Origin of the sequence: Pseudomonas brassicacearum (assembly GCF_000585995.1) — a bacterium.
GTDB lineage: Bacteria > Pseudomonadota > Gammaproteobacteria > Pseudomonadales > Pseudomonadaceae > Aquipseudomonas > Aquipseudomonas brassicacearum_A.
Window position 1 is genome coordinate 4,882,034 of the sequence record NZ_CP007410.1, and the last position, 25,333, is coordinate 4,907,366.

Consider the following 25,333-nt stretch of genomic DNA (forward strand, 5'->3'; position numbering starts at 1 on the left):
TATCTCCGAATCAAAGAAAGTCCAGCTGAACGAAGTAGTTGTGCCAGGCCCATTCCAACTCTTGCGGCAACAGAGGGCCGGAACCGCCCAGGTAACGTTGGCGGTCGAGCGCCATGTTCAGCAGGTCACGGGGATGGCAAGGCACCAACGGCATGCCTTCGCCTGCATACAGCCGCTGCAATACATAGCGCACCAGCAGCGGGTCATACGGGATGCCCAGGCGCTCGCATTCCTGGCGCCAGATACGTTCGTAATCCTCGGGCTTGAGGTAACCGAATTGCACCTTGTAGCCAATGCGCCGCAGAAAGGCCTCGTCGGCCAATTCCAAGGGGTTGAGGTTGGTGGAAAACACCAGGACTAGGTCGAACGGCAGTTCGCAATGCCGGCCGCCGCCCAGGTTGATGAAGTCGCGCTTCTCTTCCATCGGCACGATCCAGCGATTGAGCAGCTCGGCCGGGGCCATGCGCTGGCGCCCCATGTCATCGATGATGAACAGGCCATTGCTGGCCTTGAGCTGCAAGGCAGCCTGATACTGCCGGGTGAAAGGGTCGTAGCGAACGTCCAGCTGTTCCATGCTCAACTCGCCACCGGTGATGACGATGGGGCGCTTGCAGCACAGCAAGCGGCGGTCGATGCCTTCATTTAGCATCAAGTTGTTCGATTGACTGCCGTCATCCAGGCGCTGGTGCACCTGCGGGTCGTAGATCTCGATCACCGACTCGTTGATGACAATGGCATGGGGCACCCAGATGGCCTCGGCAAACAGGCGGATCAACCGGCTGCTGACATAGGTCTTGCCGGTGCCCGCAGGGCCGTAAATCATGATCGCCCGGCCGGAGTTCAGCGCCACGCCCAACTGGTCAAGCATCCCTTGGCTCAGCACGACGCCAGCCAGGGCCTGGTTCATATCGCTGGCGGTGATGCGGCCATGGTGAATGGTCTGGATCTTGATCAGGGAGCGATAGGTACTCACCGGGAAAGGTGCGGCACCGATATAGCCGCTGCGGGCCAGGGCATCACGGGCGCAACTGCGACCGCGTTCAGTCAGGCCATAACGCAGCGCCTGCCCGCCCGTTTGCCCCAACTGGCCCAGCACTTCGACGCGACCGTCCTTGCGCAGGAACGCCAGGACTTCTTCCAGCACCGCGCCGGTCAGTGCCAGGCGCTCCACCAGCCGCGTCATGTCCAGTACACCGGCATCGTGTAGATGCTTGCACACCAACTCACCCAGAAAACTGTCGGTCAGACCGGTGTCGCCAATGGTGCACGGCTGAGGCGCCAGGCGTTGCACCGCTTCTCGCTCGCTGGGGTAGGCATCGCTATCATTGATGACGTGCATGGCTAGACTCCCCATCCAGCGGCATCCATCTGCCAGTAGACGCTGTTCAACGTACCGATCAGGATCGCAATCGAATAAGGAAACGGTTTGCCGGCCACTTCGTCCGAGGTGGGCGCCAGATAAGCCTGGGCTCGGACAATCAGCCAGTAACGTCCGAGGGTTTGCAGCAACTGGCCGCGACCCAGGACAATCAGGAAACCGCATACGCCGCCAGCGATCAGGCTGAACAACGCCGCCCACAGCGCGTAATGAAAGGGTAGGAAGCTGCCAACCATCGTCATCAACTTGACGTCGCCAGCCGCCATGCCGCCCACCACATACATGGGCAGGAACAGCGCGAAACAAATCAGCATGCCCAGCAGGCTGTCGCCCAACCCGCTGATCCCGCCGGTATAAACCTGCCCGGCCAATCCCAGGGCAAGGCCCGACAGGACCAGTAAGTTGGGAATGCGGTGGCGAAGCAGATCGCTCACCACCGCCACACCCAGCAGCCCCAGCAGCAATAACGTCGAGACCAGCAATTCCATGGACATGATGCGTCTCCCTATTGCGATTATCGTTAGCAGGCAGAACCTTTAACCGCGGCGCAGAGTGCGGTGATTTGGGTATTCACCGCGCCGCCCAGTAGAAGGAACATCGCGGCAACAGCCACCGTAATCACTCCACCGGCCACCGCGTACTCCACAATGGTCAAGCCCTCTTCATCGTTGGCGAACCTAACGATCGAAGTTCTAACTGCTTGAAGCGTCATGTTATTTACCTCAGTCAGGGTGGGGAAAACCAAGTGATGAAGAACCCATCGATCAATGTCCGGAGCCTTATCAGAGAAAATACAAACCGGTACTTCGATGACTTCACCGCATGATTCTTCTGGAATAACCGTTAGCAGGCAGAACCCTTGACCGCGGCGCACAGCGCAGTGATTTTGGTGTTCACGGCGCTGCCCAGCAGAACGAACATCGCTGCCACAGCCACCGTAATCAACCCACCGGCCACGGCGTATTCCACGATGGTCAGGCCGTCTTCATCCTTGGCAAATTTCAGCATCGAAGCCTTGATTGTTTGAAGAGTCATTTCGCACACCTCATTGGGTTGTTTATCAGGGCAGTACATTGCGAACTGCCTGATGCAACCCTAGTCAGGGGGTGGGTAAAGCCGTTAGGAGGATTTTGCACATCGGTAGGATTTTTTTGCGGGGACTGGGTTGGCGTACCGGCGACCTCCCGATACATCTACCGCTTCGGGGGTATGGCGCTAAAGGATAGTTTTTTTATAAAAATATATTCGGCGAGATAGTGGCATATTGACAATACTGCTAGCTAAACGGCAGCAAGCACCGCTGAGTAAGCCTATGACGTCAAACCTGACTGGAAGACCAAGGTTGTTGTGGTTCGATCTGACACAGGATCGGTCCACCCAGGAACTCATCAGTCAGTTCGAGGACACGTGCGACTGCACGCTGGCAAAAAACGCCCTGTTGTCCAACGGCGAGCAGGCCGACATGATCTGCGTCCATTTCGACCGTCCGGACACGCCGGGCCTGAGGCGGTTGCTGGAAATCAAGCGCACCGTCCCGGCCATTCCCATCACCATGTTCACCGTGCAGCATTCCGAAGAGCTGGCGGTCTGGGCCATGCGCTCCAGTGTCTGGGAGTACATGGTGCTGCCCCTGCCTGCCTCCGAAAGGAAACGCTACCTCACAGCCGTGGTGCAATTGTGCGAATTGCGCCGCCATGCCAACGGCCAGCGCAAGACCTCACAGATCGACCACGCCCCGACCCTGCCAGACAGCATCCGCCTGACCTCCGGGCACCAGAAACACCAGGCCCTGAGTCACATCATGCTGTACATCGACCAGCATTTTCGCGACAGCATTGATCAGCGAGATCTAGCAAAGCGCTGCGGCATGACGACGTTTCGTTTCAGTCGCCTGTTCAAGGAAGCCAATGGGCTCGGCTTCACCGACTACGTACTGAACAAGCGCATGAGCTTTGCCAAGGAACTGCTCGACAACAGTCAGATGCCCATCACCAGCATCGGTTATGAGGCCGGCTTCAAGGACCCGTCCTACTTCGCCCGGGCCTTCAAGCAATACGCCAACTGCACGCCCAGTGAGTACCGCTCGGCATACCCCACGCGCAGCGCCAGCCCCACAAGAACGCTGGATGATACGGCGGTAGAAGCGCTGGAAAGCCTGGTGCACAGCCTGGAAGGTTGAAATCCTTCAGAAAGAACGTAGTCGGTGCGCAACGCACGCGCTCACGGAGCGAGCTTTCTTCTCTCGATAGGGACTGACAGAACAATGCTGGTACGCGTCTCTCCATACGCGTTGATATTCGCAATGATACTTTCGATCTCTGCCATCGACTTGGCGTAGATCCTGATCAGATAGGAGTCATTACCCGTGATGTGCAAGCACTCAACGACTTCAGGGATGTCGGTGAGCGTCGCTATTAGTTTGGATTTCGCCGGCTTGAGGGTGGTGATGCCAACCACGGCAGATATGCCGTACCCCAGTTTGGTTGGATCTAACTGAGCGCTATAACCCTTGATAACCCCAGCGTCTTCCAGCTTTCGCAACCTGTCCGTAGTGGCAGGAATAGAAAGACCCGCATGCTTGGAAAGCTCGGTGATCGAAATGCGGCCACAGTCCTGTACCTTTCCCAGGATTTTTACGTCTATACGATCCATGTGCGTCTCCCCCGGTAAAAAGTATAAAATTTAATGAAAAGCTCGCGTTTTTCATTAAAAAAAGCATGCACCAAAATAAAGCAGAGTGCTAGTCTATTTCCTGCCTGAAAAGCCTAAAAAGAATCCGGGCATTCAATAGCCCCTCCTCTTTAGCATGACGCACTGCATAATAAAATATTTCTCTCCAGGGATGGTGTTCGCATGGAAGATGAAAAAATAAAGTGTGGGAAAAAGTCTTACTTATTAACCCAGTATATTGGAACGCAAGTCCTAGATCTCCGCAGCTTCAAAAGGGATCAGATGCTGATGTACCTGATGGGCGTCTGCTTCTTCTCGGTGGGCGCCAAGTGCTTCATCATCAGTCAACTGGGAACCGATCCTTTAGATGTCCTGATCATCTCGATAGATAAAATACTTATGCTCGGAATGGGCATGTGTTCGGCTATCGTGTCCCTGTTTTTTCTAATATGGTGGATGCTCTGGAACAAAAAATACCCTCCGATCAGTCCATTTATTACAACCACGCTGACGGGCCTGCTGATTGACCTCTGGTCGATACTGGGGCTCGGAGAGTATTTAATCGTCAGAATGAATGAGTACACATTATTAGCGACAGGGCTAATATTATGCGCCTATTCATCCGCATTGATTATCATGAGCGGCATCGGCATCAGAATCATGGACCTCGTGGTACTGACCATGGTTTCCAAATGGGGCTGGTCATTTACCAAAGCCAAGATGATCATTGAAATCGGTATCTTTTCGACCGGCTGGCTTTTAGGGGGTCCCTTCGGCGTGGGAACGATTGCATTCTTGTTGGTGATCGGCCCTCTTATCCAACCCTTCATGACTATGAATACCAAGCGTTTGTCACTTAAGAACTATGGATTGATGCGCGCTTCGTCTGCTTACTAATAACAACAGAGTGACGGCCACTTGTGGCGGTGAAATTGTTTCGCCTCGACTTTTTTAACCGATGATACTGATAGCAACTTCCGTGATGAGGAGTGAGAGATGGACACTACAAAAAATAAAAACTGGACCTTGGAAAGCACCCCCGCAAAACTGGAAGAAATACTCCCCGGGGGCGTCGTGAAGTGCCATCTTTCCCCGCGAAATTGTGTCATACAGGAGGGCAAGGTCGGCTTTTGCAAAGTGCGCGGAAACCGAGGAGGCAGACTCGTTACGTTGAACTACGGGAAAGGCGTTCACAGCACCGAAGAGACAATCGAAACCGAGGCGGTCTTCCACTTTGCGCCCGGCGAGCGAATCCTTTCCCTGGGCAACATCGGCTGCATGCTCAACTGCGGCTATTGCCACAACTGGAAGACTTCGCAGGCCAAGTATGTAACCGACAAAGACGTTTACTACTATACCCCCGAGCAGGTGGTGGAAACTGCGCTCAAGCACGGAATACGCGTCATTTCCTGGACGTACAACGATCCTGTGGTCTGGCATGAATTCATCCTCGACACAGCAAAGCTGGCCAAGGAAGCGGGCTTGATCAACCTCTATAAATCAGCCTTTTTTATCAGTGAAGAAGCCATTGATGAATTATTGCCGGTCATCGATATTTTCTCGATTTCGCTCAAATCCATTTCCCCCGAATACTACCGAAAAGTCACAACGGGCTGGGTAGAGCCAGTCCTGGCCGGCATCAAGAAGGTCTACGACGCCGGCAAATACGTTGAAGTCAGTACCTTGATGGTGACCGACATCAGCGACGATGAAGACACCGCCAGGAAAATCAGCCAGTGGGTACTGGATGAACTGGGTCCGAATGTACCCCTGCACTTCGTACGGTTTCACCCCGATTACAAAATGAGCAACAGCATCCGAACCCCCGTGGACCGGCTCCTGAAGGCTCGGGATGTCGCCCGGAGCATGGGCGTCGAGCACGTCTACCTGGGTAACGTGAATGATGTCGAGGGCACCAATACCAGCTGCAACAACTGTAACGCCCTGCTCGTCACTCGCTACGGCCTGAACGCTGAAATCATCGGGCTGGACAGTAAAGGTTGCTGCTCTCAGTGCGGGCATGATGCGCATTTCAGATTGCTGGGCGAACCCGCAGCGAACACCGCTGTTGAGCTGCGCGAGGAGGCATTGACTGATTACGAGAAGCGAAAATTCGAGTGGCACGGGGATATCGTATCGCTGCACGCCCAAGTGTTGAATACCGAAGACTTCGAACAGACGGTGTACCTGCGGCGTAATTACACCGATGGGCACAACAGCGATTGGAAATCGCTGACACTGCGAGCCCATGAAAGCTATCGATTCATTATCGCCAAGGCACGCATCGATGAATCAGGCCCTGAGGTCTGGCTTCCCAAGGGGGTGAATTCTAACCTTCATGAAGTCTTCGACAGGGCCCACTTCCCAACCGAGTCGATTGAAGAGATTGGTATCTCGCAGAATGACATTACCCCGACCATTGGTTATGAGGGCAAGCAGAACATGTATGAGCAGGTCATCAAAATGGTCAGCCAGTCATGAATGTGTCTACTGAAATACTTCATATCAAGGTCGATGACCGAGAGGCTCATCCCTCCGTAACGCCTATTTATCAGTGCAGTGCTTTCAGTGCGGACTCGGCGTTCTTCTACTCAAGGAAGGCCAATCCCAATGTGACGGAATTGGAACAGGTTGTCGCGGCCCTGGAAGGCAGCGAATACGCCTTGGCCTACAGCACCGGGATGAGCGCCATTTACATGGTTCTGGAGCTGTTGAAACCGGGTGGCTCGCTGGTGATCAACAAATTTATCTATGGCTGCTCCTATAAGTTGTTTCAGAGGTATGCGGCACGTATCGGTGCGCAGCTGACGATCCTGGACCTCACCACAAAAGAGGGCTTGAAAGCGTTGCCGGCGAACGTGGACATGGTCATTTTCGAAACACCGACCAACCCATTCCTGAAAGACATTGATATTCATGCGGTCAGCAAGGCCGTTAAACAAAACAACCCACAGGCCCTGGTGGTCGTCGACAACACCTGGGCCACCCCGATCTATCAGAAGCCGCTGAACTTTGGCGCCGACATTTCACTGTACAGTGCAACGAAATACTTCTCCGGGCATAGCGATGTCATGGGCGGCTTAGTGCTTGTCAACAATGAGAGGATCTATAACCGTCTCCTCGAAGGTCGCTTTTATTCAGGTTCGATATTAACCCCCAATAGTGCATGGTTGCTTCGCAGAAGCATGCAGACGTTCAACCTGCGCATGGAGAAACACAGCCATACGACCTCGAGCATGCTCAACTACCTGCGAGAACTGCCTTTTATCGAACATGTCTATTATCCGCGAGTCGATGGCAAACAATTGACCGGCTATGGCGGCATAGTGTTCGTGGATATTCGGCCCGACTTGGTTCCCTTTTACAAAACGTTCACCAGCGCACTCAAATGGTTTGGCACTGGCACGGGAATGGCCTGCGTCACGTCGATGGTTGCACAGCCCTTTAGTGGCAGCCATGCTTCGATGACGGATCAGGAAAAAGCGGACATGGGCATTGAAAAAGGTTTGGTTCGATTGTGCTTTGGCTTGGAGGACCTCGAGGATCTAAAAGAGGATCTGCTGCAAGCCTTCGAAGCCATGGAGAATAAGGTGGATCAAACAAGTTCTCTCAATCCTGCATAGCGATTGTTAATCATGAGCAACGGGCCCGCCAAGGCTCGTTGCTTTTTTATGGAGAAGCGAAATTGTCCAGCGCATTCGAAAACACGGTATTCGAAGACCCTATTCTGAATGTTATCCATCTTCTGAATTCGATTGCCCAAGAAAACCCGACGGCGATTTCCCTGGCTTCCGGACGGCCTGATGATGAGCAGTGCGACCCCTCTCTCATTGACAAGGGATTGGCCCGTTACAGGGATCACGTTGCCAGCACTGAACATTCACTTGCGACACTGCTCTGCCAATATGGGAAAACGTCCGGAATCATCAACAAAATAATTGCAGATTATCTGCAGACGGATGAAGGGATAAACGTTTTCAACCCTGAAAGTATCGTGGTGTGCATGGGCTTTCAGGAGGCTTGTACCTTGACGCTCTTATCCATTTTTGAAGGAGGCGGTATTTTACTCGTGCCAGACCCGGTGTTTTCCGGGATCACGGGTATTGCAAAGCTATTGGGCATAAAAATGCTGCCCGTTCCAATAAAGACCTTTCTCGATCCCGTCGCCCTGCGCAAGATCGCTGAAGATCTTGAATCCAGAGGCGAAAAAATAAGAGCACTGTATGCGATTCCAGATTTTAGTAATCCTACTGCTGACAGCCTTTCCTATCACGGCAGGAGGGCAATGCTTTCCTTAGCCCACGAATTGAATTTTTTCATCCTGGAAGACACTGCCTACCGCTACTTCAGATACGAGGGAGACGAGATTGCGTCGATGAAGTCGATGGACAGCAGTCGGGTGTTCCTGCTTGGTTCGTTTTCAAAGTCGATTTTTCCGGGCTTACGTATGGGTTACGTGGTCGCTCCAGAAGGCGCAGCGGTTATGCCCTTCAGCGCCAGGTTGTGTAAGGCCAAAAGCCTGATCACGGTCAATACCCCGGCCCTGTGCCAAGCGGTTGTCGGGGGTTTACTGATCGAGAACAATTACTCGTTGAAAGGCCTGAACCAACCCAGGATGTTGTCTTACGCAAAGAAAAGAGACCACATGATTGAATGCCTTGAGCGTGAATTCCCACCCAAGGTCGACACCCCTGGGACAGTCACCTGGAATCATCCGGCGGGCGGCTTCTTCATCAATGTGCACTTGCCTTTCGTCTTCGGGCACTCTGAGATGTGCGAATGCGCCAAGCATTTCAACGTTATTGTATTTCCAACGTCCTTATTCTCACTGACGAACGAAGCGGTTACTCAGGTCAGGTTGTCGTTCAGTAATGCGACAGCAGCAGAAATCACGCAGGCAATAAGCCGTTTCAGGGCCTATGTTGAGTCGAGAATGCGGTAGACGTCCCCTCGTGGTGCCACAGGGGACTGATACAGGCTCTTAAGCGCCTCTCAGGTCCCAGTGGCCAGCATGACACCGGTGGCTACCTGGTAGGCCCCTAGAATGGTAATGGTTGCCCCAGACAGGTAGTTGATCAATTTGAGCTTTGATTGGGCGATCCTGGCCTTGAAAAAAGAAGAGAACCCGCTCAACCCCAGCCACCAGACAGCCGAGCCCAGAAATATACCGGTCACCATGGGCAGCACTGAGTGTTGACTGCTTTGATCACCGACCATGCCATCACTCAGCGCAGCAAATATCGCAATAAACGACAAAATGGTCATTGGGTTCGACAAGGTCAAAAACAGCGTGGTCGAGTAGGCTTTGAACATGTTGGCGCGTTCACCCGCCATGGCAGTTGCACTGCCCTTCGATCGTATTGTTTGATAACCAATGTAGGCGAGGAACATTCCCCCAAAGATACACAGCCATGGTTTGAAGCTAATGAGCGTCGCGATGATCGCAGTGATACCCAAGGCCCCAACAAATCCATAGATCGAATCGGCAGTGGCGGCCCCCAACCCGGTCGCGAAACCGGCCCTCCAGCCAAGCATGAGACTCCTCTGCATGCACAGCAGCCCAATGGGCCCCACAGGGGCCGCAATGCAAAGCCCAATGACCATCGATTTAACGAAAATCAACATAAATGCATCTCCAAAATGGGTATTGGAAGGTTAGGAGAAGTGCATTTTTTTAGAAATTAATTATTAATCTTCCGAACTGTTTTTCCGACTGTTTTGCATGAAGTGCCGTCATTTCCCCTTCATTATTAAGGTGCAGCGGTACCCTGCCCGTCAGACCACAATGATCCTGCAAATTATTCGTTAAAGACGCTTGAGAGCCGGCACAGCCCCAAGAATTGAGATGGCTTTTCCACAGGCATAAAAAAACGCCGCTCAATGAGCGGCGTTTTTTTGAATTTGGAGCGGGAAACGAGACTCGAACTCGCGACCCCGACCTTGGCAAGGTCGTGCTCTACCAACTGAGCTATTCCCGCAAATGGCGTCCCCTAGGGGACTCGAACCCCTGTTACCGCCGTGAAAGGGCGGTGTCCTAGGCCACTAGACGAAGGGGACACGCTGCCCGGAACACATGGTGTGTGTTCCAGTGCCCAGATCCGTACCCGAAGATATCGGCTCTGGTTTCACTCAGCCTTGCCCGAAAGCAACGCTGTTTAAAATTGGAGCGGGAAACGAGACTCGAACTCGCGACCCCGACCTTGGCAAGGTCGTGCTCTACCAACTGAGCTATTCCCGCATTGGCGTCCCCTAGGGGACTCGAACCCCTGTTACCGCCGTGAAAGGGCGGTGTCCTAGGCCACTAGACGAAGGGGACACACGTACAACATTCACTACTTAATGGCGTTTAGCTGAGTGCTTTACGCTGTAAGTGGCGCGCATTCTATGGATGGATTGGGGGGTCGTCAACCCCCAGATATAAATTTATTTAAATCAATGACTTCGCCCGGTTTAGGGTCGTTTCGCAGATTTTGCCCGTCCGATCCCTGACGCCTATATTCTGCCGCCCGCCAAGACGTTATAGTCGCGCCCGGCAAATAGTGGCAATGTGCATCCATCTCCGTCGCGCTTCATATAAGCAGCACGACGCCCGTCTAATGTCGTCGCACGGGCCTATGCGCTTAAAAGCCAAGCCACTACACTCATCACATGCGTATCCCATTAAAGAGGTCTTACCGGTGACACCACTCATGATCACCCTGCTCGTCGTAGCCGGGATCGCACTGTTGATCGCCATTGGCTACATGAACCATGTGGTGGAAAACAACAAGCTGGAAAAGGCTCGCACCAAGGTTGAACTCAACGACCGCCTGCGTCGTTGTGGCGAGATCACCGAAACCTTCCCCGGCCAGTTGATAACCCCGGCCCTGAAGTTGCTGATGACGCGCCTTGAGCTCAACGTTTGCCAGCGTTTGTTGAACCTGGAGAAAACCAATACCGCAGTCAAGGTGCGCCTTGATGAACTGAACGCATTGGCCGCCCAGGGAGAATCAATCCCGGTGAACAATCCGCCGGCACCGATCCAGACCGAAGCCAAGGCCAAGGATGTACGGTTTCTGCTCGAGGCTTTGCACGGTCAGATCACTCGCGCCGCCCAGGACGGTTTTCTGCCAGCCAACGAAGCCAAGCGCTGGATTCGCGAAGTGCGGCACATCCTGGTCCTGCTGCACATCGAGTTCTTCAACAACCTCGGCCAACAAGCCTTGCAACAAGAACAACCGGGGCAGGCCCGCCTGGCGTTCGAACGCGGCGTGCAATACCTGCGCAAACAACAGGAACCGCAGGTCTACGCCGAACAACTGGCCTACCTGGAGAAACTCCTGGCTCGCGCCAATTCCATGGTCCTGGCCAAGACCCAACCCGTGGAAGGCGAAGTCAACCAGTTGACCGAAGGGCTCAAGGAAGTCGAAGCGGACGCGGACTGGAAGAAGAAGAAGGTCTACGACTGAGAACTCAGCCGGATAGAACCATATTGTGTGGCGAGGGAGCTTGCTCCCGCTGGGCTGCGTAGCAGCCCTAAAGAAGTGAACTCAATCTTCCCGACACACCGAGTCGCCTGGTTTTGGGGCTGCTGCGCAGCCCAGCGGGAGCAAGCTCCCTCGCCACAGGGTTGTGTATCGAACCGCCGACGGTTCACAACCTGAAGTGCCCCACCATCCCCTTCAGTTTAACGCCCAACTGCGCCAGCTCTATGCTGGACGCGGCGTTGCCCCGCATTGCCAGGGAGGATTGGTCGGCACTGGCCCGAATGCTGGTGACGCTGCGGTTGATCTCTTCGGCGACCGAACTTTGCTGCTCGGCCGCCGCCGCGATCTGCTGGTTCATCTGTTGGATCAACGACACCGCCGCCGCAATGCTGCCCAGGGCGCTTTCGGTCTGCAGTGCATCGCTGACCGCCATTTTCACCAGCTCGCCACTGCTCTGGATCTGCTGCACGGAGGTCTGGGCCGCTGAGCGCAAGGCGCTGACCAACCGCTCGATTTCCTCGGTGGACTGCTGTGTGCGCCTGGCCAAGGCCCGCACCTCATCAGCCACCACCGCAAAGCCTCGGCCCTGCTCTCCGGCCCGAGCTGCCTCGATAGCGGCATTGAGCGCCAGCAAGTTGGTTTGCTCGGCCACACTCTTGATCACACTCAGCACAGTGCCAATGTTCTGGATCTCGGCGCTGAGGCTTTCGATGCTGGTACTGGCCGACGTGGCCGAATCGGCCAATTGCTCGATGCGCACCATGCTCTGACGCACCACCTGCTGGCCACTCTCGACTTTATCGTCGGCGGTCTGGGCCGCTTGGGCCGCTTCTTCGGCATTGCGTGCCACGTCGTGCACGGTGGCGGTCATCTGGTTCATGGCCGTGGCAACCTGCTCGGTTTCCTCTTTCTGGCTGCTGACCTCCAGGTTCGTCTGCTCAGTCACGGCCGACAGCGATTGGGCCGAATTGGCCAACTGTTCGATCCCTGCCTGCAAGCCGCTGACAATACCGCTCAGGCCGGCCCCCATCTGTTGCATGGCCAACATCAATTGACCAATCTCGTCCCGGCGCGTCACTTCAACCGTTGCGCTCAGGTCGCCCGAGGCGATCTTCTGCGCGACGCGAATCACGCTGCGCAGCGGTGCAACGATCAGCCGGGTAATGACCCAGGCCGCAATCAACCCCACCAGCAGCGCCAGGGCCGACGAACCGATGATCAGCAGGGAGTTCTTTTTCAGCTCGCTCCGCATCGCACCGTCTTCGGCAACATAGGCTTGGTCAACCCGCTCCACGACTTGGGCGGCACGCTCGTGCAGTTGCTGGTAGACGACTTTTTCCTTGGCCAAGAGGTCGGTGTATTCGGCCAGTTGCTGGTTGAACCCGGCGATATGCCCAGCCACTTCGTTAAGCACGGTCTGGTAACCCGGGTCCTTGACGGTAGTCTTGAGCGCTTCGGCCTGTGTCATGGCCTGCTCGGCCTGTTCAATAGTGCCTTGCCCGGCCTCTGCACTGCCCTTGCGGCTCTGGTCCAGACGAACCCGCGCCTCGTTCATGGCCTGCAGCATCAACCGCGATACTTCACTGATCTGGTTGGCCTGCTCGATGAACTCGGCGCCCTCCTTGCCTTGGGACTCTTTCAAGTTGTAGGCACCATCATCCGCCAGCCCTGCCTGCAGCACATCCAGGTTATTGGCGACACTGGACACCGACCAACTGGCCATCTCCAGCGCCAGGTCCTTGCTCTGGCTCAGCCCGACAAACTCGTCGAACGCCTTGCGATAAGCCGCCAGCGCCTGCTCCACGTCGTTCATCACCGGGACATTGGCAGCCTTCTGCGCCTTAAGCTCGTTGGCCTGGGCAATCAGCCCGTCGACGCCCTGGCGCAAGGCATCAGCCGTTTTAGGGTCGGAGCGCAAGGCGTATTCCTGCTCAAGCAGCCGGACCTTGAGCAGCTCGCTGTTAAGGGAGGACATCTGCTTGAGTCCCTCAAAGCGGTGGCTGATAGTCTGCAGGGACCAGACTCCAATGGCCGCAACCACAGCGGTGAGCAACAACACCAGGACGAACCCGATGCCCAGTTTCTTTGCCATACCCAGGTTGGCAAAACTTCCTTGCACGGCCGAAATCATTGCGCTCAGTCCTCTGCCAGTGTGTGTTGACGCAGATTCGCAACGAGACGCCCCGCAACACAAGATGCCGGCGTCGGAATAATGGCAAAAAGCTACAGCCGCGTCGTTTTCAGGACACTCAAGGTCGATCCAGAGCCGAGCTCCGGAAAAACGCTTGCGCCCTGGGGTCCAAGGCGTAGGCCACGTTGATCCGCAACCAAGCACTGTTGGCGCCCGAAGGGCTGAAGGCTGTACGCGAAGACAGCTGCACGCCGAACCGCTTGGCCAAGCGTTGTAATGCAGCATAGTCAGATATGGGTGGGCGTGCCCAGATGAACAGTCCCCCCGCTGGTTTGCCAAAGACTTCCCAGTCGGCATCTTCAAGCATCTGCAGCACAGCCCTCATATCACCATTCAGGCGTTGCCGCTGGCGTTGCACCAGTTTGCGATAAGCACCATTGGCCAGAAGGCTGGCAATCACCGACTCACAGAAACGCGACCCGCCCATACTGGTAATGCCCTTGACCTCGCTCAGGCGCGCCACAACAGACGGCGCGGCCGTCACAAAGCCCACCCGTAACGAACTGCTCAGGGTTTTCGAGAAACTGCCCACGTAGACCACGTCGGCATCCAGCGCTGCCAGCCGGGTCCGCGCTGAGCTCTGGAAATCGGCATAGACGTCGTCTTCGATCACCAGCATGGCGTGTTTTTTCGTCAGCTGCAGCAACCGCTGGGCCACGGCCGGCGCCAGGCTGCTGCCGGTGGGGTTGTGGCAGGCGCTGTTGACGAACAAGGCACTGGGCCGATGAGTCGCCAGGAGGCACTGCAACGCATCGAGGTCCGGGCCGCGCGGGGTCCTGGGCAGCTCGAGCATGTCGATTTCATGCAACCTGAGCAGGTCGAACAGCTTCGAATAACCAGGGCTCTCCACCACGACGCAGCACCCCGGCTGCAACAATGTCCGTACGATCAGGTCCAGCCCGTGGGTGGCGCCGGTCGTGGTCAGGATCAGGTTCTTGTCGGCGTCGATATTGAACTGCTTCAGGCGACGGGACAGTTGTTCACGCAGGGCCGGCAGCCCCAACGGCGTACTGTAGTTGAACAGCCCCGCCATATCGGTACGGGTGACCTGACGGATCGCGTAACCCAAGTCATCGCTTTCACGCCAGCTTTCGGGCAGCCCGCCACACCCCAACTTCAACGCCCATTGCGAGCTGTCGGTCAAATGCCCGTGGATTGGCAGCGCGTCTGGCGAGCGGTTTTCGTCGATGGACTCGTGCCAGGGCGAAGGTAACGGGGCGACAAAAAAGCGTGAGCCATGACGGGACGCCAATAGCCCTTGGGCCACCAGGCGTTCGCACGCTTCATTGACACTGGACTGACTGAGCAGATTCTCCCGTGCCAATTGCCGGATGGATGGCAGCCGGGTGCCCGGTTGCACCGCATCCTGCCGGATCCAGCCCGTCAGCGCGTCGACAATCTGCTGCACGACGGGCACCAGGGCCTGTCGGTCGATTCTCAATTCCATGAGTAACCAAGCTCCTAAGCGTTTGTTTTCTTTCTGGAAACAGTTAAGCACAGGCCACTGCCAGACGATGTACGACATCATCGTCAAAACCGCTGATTCTCACTCTTTGAAACACATTGATCGCCTGATCCAAGGCGGTTCTCGCCGCCCAAGAAAAAGCCCGCAGCGAGTGCGGGCTTTGTCCTACAAGCTGAGCCGCCTGTCCTCAGAACGCCGTGACGCCACCGTCCACCGCCAGGGAATGGCCCGTGGTGAAAGCCGCGCCATCGCTGCACAAATACAGCACGGCGCTGGCGATTTCCTCGACCTTGCCGATACGCCCCACCGGGTGCATGGCGTTGGCGAACTCGCCTTTTTTCGGGTCCGCCTCATAAGCCCGACGGAACATGTCGGTGTCGATCACTGCCGGACAAACCGCATTCACACGGATTTTTTTCTTGGCATATTCGATGGCCGCCGACTTGGTCAGGCCGATCACGGCGTGCTTGGAGGCCGCATAGATACTCATCTTCGGTGCCGCCCCCAGGCCGGCCACCGAAGCTGTATTGACAATAGCTCCACCGCCCTGGGCCAGCAGCAAGGGCAGTTGGTATTTCATGCACAGCCAGACGCCCTTCACATTGACGCCCATGATCGCGTCAAACTCATCGAGGGTCCCGTCGGCCAGCTTGCCCTTCTCGATCTCGATCCCGGCGTTGTTGAAGGCGTAATCGAGGCGACCGTAGGTCTTGATCACCTCGCTCATCAAATTCTGCACGTCGCTTTCCAGGGTCACGTTGCAGCGCACGAACACCGCCTCGCCGCCCGCCTCACGAATCAACTGCACCGTGCCCTCGCCGCCCGCCACGTCCAGGTCGGCCACCACCACTTGCAGGCCTTCTGCCGCGAATGCCTGGGCCGTAGCGCGGCCAATACCTGCGGCTGCGCCTGTCACCACGGCGACCTGTCCGGAAAACGTCATGCTCATTGTCAATTCCTCGATGAATGCGGGGGATGACGCCAGTCTAGTCACAGGTCCCGATGGCACGGCAGCACTATCCAATTGCCGTTTGAGCATTCATGGGTGCCAGTGATAAGGCCCGTGGCTGAACTATCACTGTGTTGGATCGAAGTGCATTCGCTGTATCAGCAAACCTTGCGACAAACGTTTCGAAGGTCTATCAACAAGGCTTCATTCATCTTGAGTGCCAGCCATGACTGCCCAGACCAATCGCCAGTTCCTGCTCGCCAAACGCCCGGTGGGCGCCGCGACCCGCGAAACTTTCACCTATCAGCAAGTACCGGTCGGCGAGCCGGCAGCCGGTCAGATCCTGGTAAAGAACGAATACTTGTCCCTGGACCCGGCCATGCGTGGCTGGATGAACGAAGGCAAGTCCTACATCCCACCGGTCGGCCTCGGTGAGGTGATGCGAGCGCTGGGTGTCGGCCAGGTGATCGCCTCGAACAACCCGGGGTTCGCGGTGGGGGACTACGTCAACGGTGCGTTGGGCGTGCAGGATTATTTCCTCGGCGAGCCAAGAGGTTTCTACAAGGTCGATCCGAAACTGGCGCCGCTGCCACGTTATTTGTCCGCACTGGGCATGACCGGCATGACCGCCTATTTCGCCCTGCTGGATGTGGGCGCGCCCAAGGCCGGCGAGACCGTGGTGCTGTCGGGCGCCGCCGGTGCGGTGGGCAGCATCGCCGGGCAGATCGCCAAGATCAAAGGCTGTCGCGTGGTGGGCATTGCCGGTGGCGCCGACAAGTGCAAGTTCCTGATCGATGAATTGGGCTTCGACGGCGCCATCGACTACAAGAGCGAAGACGTCCACGCCGGCCTCAAGCGCGAATGCCCCAAAGGCGTGGATGTGTATTTCGATAACGTCGGCGGCGACATTCTGGATGCCGTGCTCAGCCGCTTGAACCTCAAGGCCCGTGTGGTGATCTGCGGCGCCATCAGCCAATACAACAACAAGGAAGCGGTGAAAGGCCCCGCCAACTACCTGTCGCTGCTGGTCAACCGGGCGCGCATGGAAGGTTTCGTGGTCATGGACTACGCCGCGCAGTTCGCCGCCGCCGGGCAGGAAATGGCCGGGTGGATGGCCAAGGGGCAGCTCAAGAGCAAGGAAGACATCGTTGAAGGACTGGAGACGTTCCCCGAGACACTGACCAAATTGTTCAGCGGGGAAAATTTCGGAAAACTCGTGCTCAAGGTCTAGTCACATAACACCTGTGGGAGCGGGCTTGCTCGCGAAGGCGGTGTGTCAGCTGGCATAAATGGCGCCTGACACTTCGCGTTCGCGAGCAAGCCCGCTCCCACAAGGGCAAACTTCGGGGTTGGATCAGGCCAGTTCAGCCACGACCGCCGCCAGCGCCTTGGCCGGATCAACTGCCTGGCTGATCGGACGGCCGATCACCAGGTAATCAGAACCGGCGTCCAGCGCCTGGCGCGGGGTGAGGATGCGACGCTGGTCGTCCTGGGCGCTGCCTGCCGGACGAATCCCCGGAGTCACCAGTTGCAGCGACGGGTGCGCCGCTTTCAGGGCACTGGCCTCCAAGGCCGAACAGACCAGACCGTCCAGGCCGGCCTTCTGGGCCAGCGCCGCCAGGCGTAGCACCTGCTCCTGGGGCTCGATGTCCAGGCCGATCCCGGCCAGGTCCTCGCGCTCCATGCTGGTCAGCACGGTCACGCCGATCAGCAAGGGTTGCGGGCCACTGCGCTGATCCAGCACTTCACGGCAGGCCGCCATCATGCGCAGGCCGCCGGAGCAATGCACATTGACCATCCACACGCCCATCTCCGCGGCAGCCTTGACGGCCATGGCGGTGGTGTTGGGGATATCGTGGAATTTCAGGTCCAGGAACACCTCGAAACCCTTGTCTTGCAAGGTACCAACGATCTCCGAAGCACAGCTGGTGAACAGTTCCTTGCCGACTTTGACCCGGCAGAGCTTGGGGTCCAACTGGTCGGCCAGCTTCAGGGCGGCGTCACGGGTAGGGAAATCCAGGGCGACGATAATAGGCGTCTGGCAGGCGGACATGAGCGGGCTCTCAGGCAAGTCGAAATCGGCGCGCATTGTAGCGGAACCAGCGCCGGTGCGGGACCCGATGATCGGTAAATCCTCATCGCGTCCAGGGCAGCATGGACGATACCGCCCATTGTGTCGAAGTCGATACACTCATGACATGCCAGCAACACGCCGGCACGCTACCGTCCGCCGCCGCAACCCGTTCTTTCAGCGCTTCACGCCTCGCGGCACCAAGCCTATGCTGAAGCCTCAACCTCGCCGCCTTCTTTGCGGTTGGCAGCCTACCTGGCAGATGATGCATCCATGCAGAACACCCCTGTTGCCAATTCTGACGATCCAAAAGCGCCCGACGATGACAAGCGCTGGGCCACCCGCGCGCTGATCGTCGACGACGATGTGCCGATCCGCGAGCTGCTGATCGATTACCTGGCCCGTTTCAGCATACGCGCCAGCGGCGTGACCGATGGCGCGACCATGCGCCAAGCGATGCAGGCCGAGCATTTCGACGTGGTCGTGCTCGACCTGATGCTGCCGGGCGAAGACGGCTTGCAACTGTGTCGCTGGCTGCGCGCCGAATCGGACATCCCGATCCTTATGCTCACCGCCCGCTGCGAACCCACCGACCGTATCATCGGCCTGGAGCTGGGCGCCGACGACTACATGGCCAAGCCTTTCGAACCCAGGGAACTGGTGGCGCGGATCCAGACGATCCTGCGCCGGGTGCGTGACGACCGTACCGAGCAGCGGGCCAATGTTCGCTTCGACAACTGGCGACTCAACAGCGTCCTGCGCCAACTGATCTCCGCCGACGGGTTGGTGGTGCCGCTGTCCAACGCCGAATTCCGCCTGTTGTGGGTCTTCATCGAGCGACCGCGCCGGGTGCTCAGCCGCGAACAACTGCTGGACGCCGCCCGTGGACGCTCCATCGAGGCGTTCGACCGCAGCATCGATCTACTGGTCTCGCGGCTGCGGCAGAAACTGGGCGACGACCCGAAGGCGCCGCAACTGATCAAGACCGTGCGTGGTGAAGGCTATCTGTTCGACGCCCGGGACATTGGCTGATGCAACTGCGCCTCGACTCCCTGTTCGGCCGCCTGTTTGGCGTGTTGTTGCTGGCGATTGTCCTGGCGCATCTGCTGGCCTTTGCCTGGTTTTTTCATTACGACCAGCCACCCCCTCCGGGGCCACCACCGGAATTTTCCCGACAAGGCGAAGGGCCGCCACCCTTTGGCCCGCGCCCCAGCCGCCCTCCGCGCCCCTGGTTCGGCGGCCCGGTGGTGCCACTGACGTTTCAGTTCGTGCTGCTGATCGCCGCTGCCTGGTACGGCGCCAAGCTGCTGACCCGGCCGATCCAGCGCCTGAGCGATGCCGCCGAGCGCCTGAGCGAAAACCTCGACAGCCCGCCACTGGATGAAAACGGCCCACGGGAGGCGCGGCAAGCGGCCCATACGTTCAATCTGATGCAGCAACGGATTCGCGAGCAGGTGCAGCAACGCTCACGCATGCTCGGCGCGGTGTCCCATGACCTGCGCACCCCTCTTTCACGGCTCAAGCTGCGCCTGGAGCAGATCGACGACCTCAAGCTGCAAGGCCAGATGCGCCAGGACCTGGACGATATGATCGGCATGCTCGATGCCACCCTCACCTACCTGCATGAACAGCGCACCAGCGAAGCGTTGCAGTGGATGGACGTGCAGGCCTTGGTGGAATCACTGAGCGAAAACGCCCAGGACCAGGGTGCCGACGTGCAAGCCAGCGGTTGCTGCGCCCCGCTGCAAGTACAACCGATGGCGCTGCGCTCGTGCATCAACAACCTCATGGACAATGCCCTGCGCTATGCCGGCCATACCTTGATTACCCTGGAAGACCAGGGTCATCAGGTGCTGATTCGCGTCATCGACCACGGCCCCGGTATTGCGGCGGACAAACGCGAAGCCGTGTTCGAACCCTTCTTCCGCCTGGAAGGTTCGCGCAACCGTAATTCCGGCGGCGTCGGCCTGGGCATGACCATCGCCCGGGAAGCCGCCGAACGCCTGGGCGGACAGTTGAGCCTGGAAGAAACGCCCGGGGGCGGCTTGACAGCGGTGATCAGCCTGCCTCGCGCCTGAGCACACACCTATCACCTGTGGAAGCTTGCTCGCGATGGCGTCAGCCCATTCAACAGGATTTGCAAGCTGACCCACCGCTATCGCGAGCAAGCTCCCACAGGGGCCAGCGTTGATCTGGCGGCTTTGTACAACCGCAGGTACAAACTCCACACACCCACGACAACTGCCCCGCTGAGGCTGCATAAGCCGGTGGACCCACCGGCCATTTCAGTCCAAGGAGAGCGCCCATGATCGGTAGCGTCAGCAGTTACTCGCCATATACCAGCACCAGCAGTGCCGCGACCAGCAGTGCCCGCAGCCAGCAGTTTCAAAAGGAGCTGCTCAGCAAGCTCGACAGCAGTGGCGACGGTTCGGTTGATCAGGACGAATTGAGCAGCGCCCTGTCGCAGAAGAGCGACGACGGTATCCTGGTCAGCCTGAGCGACAACTTCAGCGACCTGGACAGTGACGGCAGCGGTGACTTGAGTAGCGAGGAAATGGCCGCGATGGCCCCTCCACCTCCACCACCACGGAACCAGGCGCCGGATACCGAACTGGCCGAGGCGCTGCTCAGCGCCTTGGACACCGACGGTGATGGCGCAGTCAACAGTGACGAATTGAGCAGCGGCCTGGCCAGTGCTGGCAGCGATGCCGACAGTCAGCAAGTGTTCTCGGCGCTGGACAAGAATGAAGACGGTACCGTCAGCGCCGACGAACTCGCCGCCAGCCTCGCCCCACCGCCTCCACCACCGCAACAGGCCTCCAGCGAAGAGCTGTTCAGCCAGCTCGACAGCGATGGCGACGGCAGTGTTACCGCCAGCGAACTGACCAGCACCCTGCAGGCCAGCGCCAGCGCCACCACGAGCACCGACAACAGCGCAATGCTGATGAAAGCACTCGACAGCGACAGCAGCGGCGGGGTCGACAGCGACGAGTTCAACAGCACCTTGCAGGCCGGACGCAGCCGCGACAGTTCCACCGCCCAGGCCAACGTCAGCGAAGCGTTGAACAGGATGATCGCCAACCTCAGCCGGCAATACTCGCTGGATAACGTCGCCACCGTGGGGAAACACCTGAACGTGGCGACTTGATTCACCGGAAAGCCTGGCCCCTCGGGAGCCAGGCTTACTTGACTGGATCGAAGAATCACTTGGTGCTGGCCTCAGGGGTGGGTTATCGCGCCTGGCTCTTGCTCCAATCCGTCAGCAAACTGTACGCCACCGCCAACAACGTCGGACCGATGAACAGGCCGATAAAACCGAAGGCGATCAACCCGCCGAACACCCCCAGCAGCACGATCACCAATGGCAGGTTTCCGCCACGGCTGATCAGGTAGGGTTTGAGCACGTTGTCCACGCCGCTGATGATAAAGGTGCCCCAGATACCGAGGAACACCGCCATCCCGTATTCACCCTTCCACGCCAACCAGGCCGTGGCGGGGATCCAGACCAGCGGCGGGCCCATGGGGATCAGGCTGAGCAGGAACGTGACGATGCCCAGCACCAGCGCCCCCGGCACCCCCGCAATCAGGAAGCCGATCAACGCCAGCACGGCCTGGGCCGCCGCAGTGCCAATCACGCCGTTGACCACTCGCTGCACCGTACCGGCCACCAGCTCGATGTAGTAACCGGCACGATCACCGATCAGGCGTTCCAGCAGCCCGTGGACAAACACCGCCAATCGCGGACCGTCCCGATAGAAAAAGAACACGAACACGATACTCAGGGTCAGCTCGAGAATACCGCCGCCGATCTGCGCGCTACGGGCCAGCAGCCAGTTGCCGACCTGCCCCAGGTAGGGCCTGGCGGACACCATCATCGCCGCACCCTGCTGGTCGATGCTGTTCCAGATGCCCACCAACCGTCCGCCCACCAAGGGGACGCCGGCCAGCCAGGTCGGGGCTTCGGGCAGACCGTCGACCTGCACGTCCTTGATGAACGCCGTGGCATCGCGCACATGGTCGGCCAGGTTGAAACCGAGCCATACCAGCGGCACTGCCACCAGCAGCATCCAGCCCACCGTCAGCAACGCCGCGGCCAGGGATTCACGTCCATTGACCCAGCGGGTCAGCAGGCGCATCAGCGGCCAACTGGCGAAAGCCAGCACCGCGCCCCAGAACAGCGCCGACCAGAACGGCGCCATCACCCAGAGGCTTGCACCGAACAACACCAGGAGCAGGATCTGCACCAACAGCCGATCGTTATTGAGCATGTAAGGTCTCGAAAAATGGACAAGGCCAGGGTAACGGCGTCAAGCCCGTCACCCGAAACAGCTTATCGCAGCAACTCAAGGTGCAGGCCCGCCGCATCGCCACTGGCCGCCTCCATCCGCGCCGCTCGGACGCCCTGGTCGATCAAGGCCTGACGCCAGGCCTCGGCCTCGGGGCCGGCGATACTGACCCGAAGGCCAGTGTCCAGGTTCAGCGCCCGGGACAGCAGGCGTAACCAGGTGTCGTCCGGCTCACCGGCAAGACGCGGCAAGTCCAGCGCGCCGGTGTCCTTGAGCTGGCGCAACAGCGTGGCCGAAGTCGGCAGCACATCGCCCAACGCCGCGCTCGACTCGAACTGCTCGACATGCAGGTAGGCCTTGCGGTTGCCGCGCGTGATGCCGTACAGCGCGATCAGGGTGTTATCCGCCGGTGGCGCCAGGCGTAGCAGCAGGTAGGCCTGTCCATTATCGGCACCGTAGAGCTTGGCGTTGCCGAATACTTCGTTGGCCCACAGGCTGCTTTCACCGCAATCGCGGGCCTGGCACCAGAACAACAGCTCGGCGCCCTGTTTCTGCAATGCTTCGCGAGCCAAGGTAAAAGCCTGGTTAGCGGAATGTTCCGGCGGCAGTTCGTAAGTGACCGATGTAACGTTGCCACGGGCATCGACCTGGCCGTCGAAGCGTAATTGGCCGCTGATCCTGCGGATCGAGCCCATGGGGTAGACACGTTCCAGGTCGCTGGTTTGCCGGTAATCGACGATCTGCGCATCGGGCATGCGTGGCACGCGCTCCAGATCGTGACTGCCGGGCACATCGACGGCGAACGATGCCGGGCTGACGCAAGCCAGCGCCAGCAGGGCGAGTGAATGAACGGATAATTTCATCGGATCGGCTTGGCCTGAGTTTCTTGGACGAAACGGGCGTCGCCGGTGCGCCGCGAGGTGGGTAAACAGAGATCTGTCATGGTTGTCTCCCTTTCAACCCGCCCAGCCTCGACAGTTGCCCGGCGCAAGTCAAGAAACGGTGAAGAACCGATTGAAACAGTCTGCTACAAGCGCGGCACCGACCTCGTCGTTCAGGTGCAAATGATGACCACCGGGCAACTGCTCATGACTGAAGGGTAGACGCTCCAGCAACTCAGGGTGCTGGGCAAGCATGCCGTCGGCCGCCACCACCAGATGCGCAGGACAACCGACCCGCGCCACGAACGCCATCGCCTGTTCATCAGTCAGGCGCAGCGGCGATGGCAGGGTCAGGCGGTTGTCGGTGCGCCAGGTATAGCCCCCGGGAACCGGCATCAAGCCGCGCTGGGCCAGTAACTCGGCAGCCTCGCGACTGACCGCCACCAGGCCTTTCATGCGGGCTTCGATGGCCCGGTCGAGGGTTTTGTACACGGGCTTGCGTTTTTGCTGCAAATCCAACTGGGCTTGCAGGGCCATGCCCATGCGTTCGGCCGCGTTATCGCCTTTGGCTGTAGGAGGAATCACCCCGTCGATCAACCCCAGGTGCGTCACCCGTTCCGGCAGGGAACCGGCCAGCACCAGCGAGACAATGGCGCCCATGGAATGCCCCAACAGGGCGAAACGCTTCAGACCCAATTGTTCCGCAACCTGCAGCACATCATGGGCATAGTCCCACAGCGCGTAGCCGGCGCCGGGCGGCCGATGCCCGGAATGACCGTGCCCAGCCATGTCCAGGGCAATCACCCGCAGGCCCTCCAGCCGAGGGGCCAGTCGCGCGAAGCTGTTGGCGTTGTCCAACCAGCCGTGCAAGGCGATCACCGGACGGCCCTCCTCCGGCCCGAACAGATGCGCCGCCAGTTCGATGTGGGGCAGGCTCAGGCGGACTTCTTCGACTGTACTCATGCGCTGCGCCCTTCCCAGCGCCGGAACAGATCCTTGAGCAGGTTGGCCGTGTCTTGAGGACGCTCCAGGGGAAACATATGGCCGCCGGGCATGCTCAGGGATTCGCCATGGGGCATGCGCCCCACCGAACGGGCGTGATGACGCATCACCACGCGACTCTGCCGGCCACGCACCACCGCCAGCGGCACTTTGAGCTTACGGGCCCGCCCCGGACTGGTGTGCGGCACGCCCCGATAGATGCTGATTTCCGTGGCCGGGTCAAAGCGCAGCCGCAAGCGGTCGCCGACTTGCTGCAGGCCATGTTGCAGATAGGCATCGAAGCATTCCGGATCAAAACCGCGGAACAGGGTCTTGCCAGCAAAATATTGCCGGGCCGACTCCAGGTCGGCGAACTCCTCGCGCCGCCCCAGCGTCCGGCCGGCGGGCGTCAGGCGATCGATGAAGCCCAGGCGCTTGGCGGCCAGGATCACCCACCGGTCGGCGCGGGTCAGCACCGGCGAGTCGAGCATGACCACGCCCCGGTACAACTGCGGACAACGCAACGCCGCGTGCAAGTGCAGGACGCCGCCCAGGGAATGACCGACACCCCACACAGGCTCCGGCTGCTGTTCCAGGTGATGGATGAGTTCGTCCACCAGGTTGTGCCAGTTATCATCCACCGGGAAACGCGGGTCATGACCGTGCAACTCCAGGTGCGCGACCTTGTACTGCGGCGCCAGCGCGGCGAACAACTTGCCGTAGGTGGCCGAGGGGAAACCATTGGCGTGGGCGAAAAACACCTGTTGCGACATGACGGCCGATCCATTGGGGGAACTGGGAGCGATTGTCCGCAGAACCCAACGGTGCGGCAATGACCGTAACTGACAGGAATGATGACAGTCGGGCTTGGGCTATGGGGTTATGGCATGCGTCACAAGATTTATTGTTGGCACCCTGTGGCGAGGGAGCTTGCTCCCGCTGGCCTGCGCAGCAGGCCCAAAACCAGGCGACTCGGTGAGTCAGGCTGATCGAGT

The 25,333-nt window shown here is 58.5% G+C and carries 24 protein-coding genes, 4 tRNA genes and 1 pseudogene; 10 read left to right on the forward strand and 19 right to left on the reverse strand.

What is annotated here, in order from left to right; all coding sequences use genetic code 11:
• Nucleotides 1–10: 10 nt before the first annotated feature.
• From CD58_RS20750 to CD58_RS20765, 4 genes are all read right to left on the reverse strand, one after another.
• Nucleotides 11–1,339, reverse strand: a complete 1,329-nt coding sequence (locus CD58_RS20750; protein WP_025214896.1) for an ATPase AAA — start codon at nt 1,337–1,339, stop codon at nt 11–13.
• A gap of 2 nt (nt 1,340–1,341) precedes the next feature.
• Nucleotides 1,342–1,872, reverse strand: coding sequence for an A24 family peptidase (locus CD58_RS20755; protein WP_025214897.1), 531 nt, complete (start codon nt 1,870–1,872; stop codon nt 1,342–1,344).
• Nucleotides 1,873–1,898: 26 nt separating this feature from the next.
• Nucleotides 1,899–2,090, reverse strand: coding sequence for a Flp family type IVb pilin (locus CD58_RS20760; protein ID WP_025214898.1), 192 nt, complete (start codon nt 2,088–2,090; stop codon nt 1,899–1,901).
• A gap of 131 nt (nt 2,091–2,221) precedes the next feature.
• Entirely contained in the window at nt 2,222–2,413 is a 192-nt protein-coding gene (locus CD58_RS20765; protein ID WP_025214899.1) for a Flp family type IVb pilin, read from the reverse strand.
• A 277-nt stretch (nt 2,414–2,690) separates the two neighbouring features.
• Here CD58_RS20765 and CD58_RS20770 point away from each other — a divergent pair, with 277 nt between their 5' ends.
• Complete coding sequence (locus tag CD58_RS20770; protein ID WP_025214900.1) at nt 2,691–3,557, forward strand: DNA-binding response regulator; 867 nt, start codon at nt 2,691–2,693, stop codon at nt 3,555–3,557.
• A gap of 41 nt (nt 3,558–3,598) precedes the next feature.
• Here CD58_RS20770 and CD58_RS20775 read toward each other — a convergent pair whose 3' ends face one another.
• Complete coding sequence (locus tag CD58_RS20775; protein WP_025214901.1) at nt 3,599–4,030, reverse strand: Lrp/AsnC family transcriptional regulator; 432 nt, start codon at nt 4,028–4,030, stop codon at nt 3,599–3,601.
• A 201-nt stretch (nt 4,031–4,231) separates the two neighbouring features.
• On the opposite strand from CD58_RS20775, the gene CD58_RS20780 reads away from it, so the two are divergent.
• The 4 genes from CD58_RS20780 (at nt 4,232) to CD58_RS20795 (ending at nt 8,990) form a co-directional block, all read left to right on the forward strand.
• On the forward strand, nt 4,232–4,945 hold the full coding sequence (locus CD58_RS20780; protein ID WP_025214902.1) for a YczE/YyaS/YitT family protein: 714 nt from the start codon (nt 4,232–4,234) through the stop codon (nt 4,943–4,945).
• Nucleotides 4,946–5,044: 99 nt separating this feature from the next.
• Complete coding sequence (gene amrS / locus CD58_RS20785) at nt 5,045–6,529, forward strand: AmmeMemoRadiSam system radical SAM enzyme (RefSeq protein ID WP_025214903.1); 1,485 nt, start codon at nt 5,045–5,047, stop codon at nt 6,527–6,529.
• Nucleotides 6,526–7,671 (forward strand): trans-sulfuration enzyme family protein, encoded by a 1,146-nt coding sequence (locus CD58_RS20790; RefSeq protein ID WP_025214904.1) that lies wholly within the window; start codon nt 6,526–6,528, stop codon nt 7,669–7,671. The genes amrS and CD58_RS20790 overlap by 4 nt, the downstream gene beginning before the upstream one ends.
• A 62-nt stretch (nt 7,672–7,733) precedes the next feature.
• Nucleotides 7,734–8,990 carry a PLP-dependent aminotransferase family protein gene (locus CD58_RS20795; RefSeq protein WP_025214905.1) on the forward strand — a complete coding sequence of 419 codons (1,257 nt, stop codon included), beginning with the start codon at nt 7,734–7,736 and terminating at the stop codon, nt 8,988–8,990.
• Nucleotides 8,991–9,040: 50 nt separating this feature from the next.
• On the opposite strand, the gene CD58_RS20800 is transcribed toward CD58_RS20795, so the two are convergent.
• The 5 genes from CD58_RS20800 to CD58_RS20820 form a co-directional block, all read right to left on the reverse strand.
• A complete protein-coding gene (locus CD58_RS20800) occupies nt 9,041–9,673 on the reverse strand; it encodes a LysE family translocator (RefSeq protein WP_025214906.1) in 633 nt (210 codons plus the stop codon).
• A gap of 277 nt (nt 9,674–9,950) precedes the next feature.
• A tRNA-Gly gene (locus CD58_RS20805) sits at nt 9,951–10,026 on the reverse strand.
• 3 nt (nt 10,027–10,029) lie between these two features.
• A tRNA-Glu gene (locus tag CD58_RS20810) sits at nt 10,030–10,105 on the reverse strand.
• A 105-nt stretch (nt 10,106–10,210) separates the two neighbouring features.
• Nucleotides 10,211–10,286, reverse strand: a tRNA-Gly gene (locus tag CD58_RS20815).
• Nucleotides 10,287–10,288: 2 nt separating this feature from the next.
• Nucleotides 10,289–10,364, reverse strand: a tRNA-Glu gene (locus CD58_RS20820).
• A 373-nt stretch (nt 10,365–10,737) separates the two neighbouring features.
• On the opposite strand from CD58_RS20820, the gene CD58_RS20825 reads away from it, so the two are divergent.
• Nucleotides 10,738–11,496, forward strand: coding sequence for a hypothetical protein (locus CD58_RS20825; protein WP_038436702.1), 759 nt, complete (start codon nt 10,738–10,740; stop codon nt 11,494–11,496).
• Between the two features lie 184 nt (nt 11,497–11,680).
• On the opposite strand, the gene CD58_RS31965 is transcribed toward CD58_RS20825, so the two are convergent.
• The 4 genes and pseudogenes from CD58_RS31965 to CD58_RS20840 form a co-directional block, all read right to left on the reverse strand.
• On the reverse strand, nt 11,681–12,562 hold the full coding sequence (locus CD58_RS31965; protein ID WP_419178845.1) for a methyl-accepting chemotaxis protein: 882 nt from the start codon (nt 12,560–12,562) through the stop codon (nt 11,681–11,683).
• Nucleotides 12,542–13,645: pseudogene (locus tag CD58_RS31970) on the reverse strand (HAMP domain-containing protein); the annotation flags it as partial. The pseudogene CD58_RS31970 and the gene CD58_RS31965, both read right to left, overlap by 21 nt.
• A gap of 118 nt (nt 13,646–13,763) precedes the next feature.
• Nucleotides 13,764–15,152 carry a PLP-dependent aminotransferase family protein gene (locus CD58_RS20835; RefSeq protein ID WP_038436703.1) on the reverse strand — a complete coding sequence of 463 codons (1,389 nt, stop codon included), beginning with the start codon at nt 15,150–15,152 and terminating at the stop codon, nt 13,764–13,766.
• 205 nt (nt 15,153–15,357) lie between these two features.
• Nucleotides 15,358–16,119 (reverse strand): SDR family oxidoreductase, encoded by a 762-nt coding sequence (locus tag CD58_RS20840; protein ID WP_025214909.1) that lies wholly within the window; start codon nt 16,117–16,119, stop codon nt 15,358–15,360.
• A 226-nt stretch (nt 16,120–16,345) separates the two neighbouring features.
• Between CD58_RS20840 and CD58_RS20845 the strand changes: the two genes are divergently transcribed.
• Nucleotides 16,346–17,350, forward strand: coding sequence for an NADP-dependent oxidoreductase (locus tag CD58_RS20845; protein ID WP_025214910.1), 1,005 nt, complete (start codon nt 16,346–16,348; stop codon nt 17,348–17,350).
• 123 nt (nt 17,351–17,473) lie between these two features.
• Here the strand turns inward: CD58_RS20845 and pyrF are convergent, their stop codons facing one another.
• Nucleotides 17,474–18,172 carry an orotidine-5'-phosphate decarboxylase gene (pyrF, locus tag CD58_RS20850; RefSeq protein ID WP_162178157.1) on the reverse strand — a complete coding sequence of 233 codons (699 nt, stop codon included), beginning with the start codon at nt 18,170–18,172 and terminating at the stop codon, nt 17,474–17,476.
• Between the two features lie 291 nt (nt 18,173–18,463).
• Here pyrF and CD58_RS20855 point away from each other — a divergent pair, with 291 nt between their 5' ends.
• From CD58_RS20855 to xopAW, 3 genes are all read left to right on the forward strand, one after another.
• Complete coding sequence (locus tag CD58_RS20855; protein WP_025214912.1) at nt 18,464–19,222, forward strand: response regulator; 759 nt, start codon at nt 18,464–18,466, stop codon at nt 19,220–19,222.
• Nucleotides 19,222–20,268, forward strand: a complete 1,047-nt coding sequence (locus CD58_RS20860; RefSeq protein ID WP_025214913.1) for a sensor histidine kinase — start codon at nt 19,222–19,224, stop codon at nt 20,266–20,268. Before CD58_RS20855 ends, CD58_RS20860 begins: the two co-directional genes overlap by 1 nt.
• Before the next feature lie 227 nt (nt 20,269–20,495).
• Nucleotides 20,496–21,338 carry an EF-hand domain-containing protein gene (xopAW, locus tag CD58_RS20865; protein WP_025214914.1) on the forward strand — a complete coding sequence of 281 codons (843 nt, stop codon included), beginning with the start codon at nt 20,496–20,498 and terminating at the stop codon, nt 21,336–21,338.
• Between the two features lie 82 nt (nt 21,339–21,420).
• On the opposite strand, the gene CD58_RS20870 is transcribed toward xopAW, so the two are convergent.
• The 4 genes from CD58_RS20870 to CD58_RS20885 all read right to left on the reverse strand — a co-directional run bounded on the left by CD58_RS20870 (nt 21,421) and on the right by CD58_RS20885 (nt 25,111).
• Entirely contained in the window at nt 21,421–22,458 is a 1,038-nt protein-coding gene (locus tag CD58_RS20870) for an AI-2E family transporter (protein ID WP_025214915.1), read from the reverse strand.
• Between the two features lie 62 nt (nt 22,459–22,520).
• Nucleotides 22,521–23,339 (reverse strand): DUF4892 domain-containing protein, encoded by an 819-nt coding sequence (locus CD58_RS20875; protein ID WP_025214916.1) that lies wholly within the window; start codon nt 23,337–23,339, stop codon nt 22,521–22,523.
• 129 nt (nt 23,340–23,468) lie between these two features.
• Nucleotides 23,469–24,320, reverse strand: a complete 852-nt coding sequence (locus CD58_RS20880; protein WP_025214917.1) for an alpha/beta hydrolase — start codon at nt 24,318–24,320, stop codon at nt 23,469–23,471.
• Nucleotides 24,317–25,111 carry an alpha/beta fold hydrolase gene (locus CD58_RS20885; RefSeq protein WP_025214918.1) on the reverse strand — a complete coding sequence of 265 codons (795 nt, stop codon included), beginning with the start codon at nt 25,109–25,111 and terminating at the stop codon, nt 24,317–24,319. The genes CD58_RS20880 and CD58_RS20885 overlap by 4 nt, the downstream gene beginning before the upstream one ends.
• Between the last annotated feature and the right edge of the window lie 222 nt (nt 25,112–25,333).

What these genes read in the sequence shown, in the direction of transcription:
- CD58_RS31965 (WP_419178845.1), bottom strand. Translation starts at nt 12,562, where the DNA reads ATGTTGGCCATGCAACAGATGGGGGCCGGCCTGAGCGGTATTGTCAGC.
- xopAW (WP_025214914.1), top strand. Translation starts at nt 20,496, where the DNA reads ATGATCGGTAGCGTCAGCAGTTACTCGCCATATACCAGCACCAGCAGT.
- CD58_RS20855 (WP_025214912.1), top strand. Translation starts at nt 18,464, where the DNA reads ATGCAGAACACCCCTGTTGCCAATTCTGACGATCCAAAAGCGCCCGAC.
- CD58_RS20780 (WP_025214902.1), top strand. Translation starts at nt 4,232, where the DNA reads ATGGAAGATGAAAAAATAAAGTGTGGGAAAAAGTCTTACTTATTAACC.
- CD58_RS20870 (WP_025214915.1), bottom strand. Translation starts at nt 22,458, where the DNA reads ATGCTCAATAACGATCGGCTGTTGGTGCAGATCCTGCTCCTGGTGTTG.
- CD58_RS20835 (WP_038436703.1), bottom strand. Translation starts at nt 15,152, where the DNA reads ATGGAATTGAGAATCGACCGACAGGCCCTGGTGCCCGTCGTGCAGCAG.
- pyrF (WP_162178157.1), bottom strand. Translation starts at nt 18,172, where the DNA reads ATGTCCGCCTGCCAGACGCCTATTATCGTCGCCCTGGATTTCCCTACC.
- CD58_RS20765 (WP_025214899.1), bottom strand. Translation starts at nt 2,413, where the DNA reads ATGACTCTTCAAACAATCAAGGCTTCGATGCTGAAATTTGCCAAGGAT.
- CD58_RS20875 (WP_025214916.1), bottom strand. Translation starts at nt 23,339, where the DNA reads ATGAAATTATCCGTTCATTCACTCGCCCTGCTGGCGCTGGCTTGCGTC.
- CD58_RS20840 (WP_025214909.1), bottom strand. Translation starts at nt 16,119, where the DNA reads ATGAGCATGACGTTTTCCGGACAGGTCGCCGTGGTGACAGGCGCAGCC.
- CD58_RS20755 (WP_025214897.1), bottom strand. Translation starts at nt 1,872, where the DNA reads ATGTCCATGGAATTGCTGGTCTCGACGTTATTGCTGCTGGGGCTGCTG.
- CD58_RS20825 (WP_038436702.1), top strand. Translation starts at nt 10,738, where the DNA reads ATGATCACCCTGCTCGTCGTAGCCGGGATCGCACTGTTGATCGCCATT.
- CD58_RS20760 (WP_025214898.1), bottom strand. Translation starts at nt 2,090, where the DNA reads ATGACGCTTCAAGCAGTTAGAACTTCGATCGTTAGGTTCGCCAACGAT.
- CD58_RS20880 (WP_025214917.1), bottom strand. Translation starts at nt 24,320, where the DNA reads ATGAGTACAGTCGAAGAAGTCCGCCTGAGCCTGCCCCACATCGAACTG.
- CD58_RS20750 (WP_025214896.1), bottom strand. Translation starts at nt 1,339, where the DNA reads ATGCACGTCATCAATGATAGCGATGCCTACCCCAGCGAGCGAGAAGCG.
- CD58_RS20885 (WP_025214918.1), bottom strand. Translation starts at nt 25,111, where the DNA reads ATGTCGCAACAGGTGTTTTTCGCCCACGCCAATGGTTTCCCCTCGGCC.
- CD58_RS20790 (WP_025214904.1), top strand. Translation starts at nt 6,526, where the DNA reads ATGAATGTGTCTACTGAAATACTTCATATCAAGGTCGATGACCGAGAG.
- CD58_RS20775 (WP_025214901.1), bottom strand. Translation starts at nt 4,030, where the DNA reads ATGGATCGTATAGACGTAAAAATCCTGGGAAAGGTACAGGACTGTGGC.
- CD58_RS20860 (WP_025214913.1), top strand. Translation starts at nt 19,222, where the DNA reads ATGCAACTGCGCCTCGACTCCCTGTTCGGCCGCCTGTTTGGCGTGTTG.
- CD58_RS20770 (WP_025214900.1), top strand. Translation starts at nt 2,691, where the DNA reads ATGACGTCAAACCTGACTGGAAGACCAAGGTTGTTGTGGTTCGATCTG.
- amrS (WP_025214903.1), top strand. Translation starts at nt 5,045, where the DNA reads ATGGACACTACAAAAAATAAAAACTGGACCTTGGAAAGCACCCCCGCA.
- CD58_RS20845 (WP_025214910.1), top strand. Translation starts at nt 16,346, where the DNA reads ATGACTGCCCAGACCAATCGCCAGTTCCTGCTCGCCAAACGCCCGGTG.
- CD58_RS20800 (WP_025214906.1), bottom strand. Translation starts at nt 9,673, where the DNA reads ATGTTGATTTTCGTTAAATCGATGGTCATTGGGCTTTGCATTGCGGCC.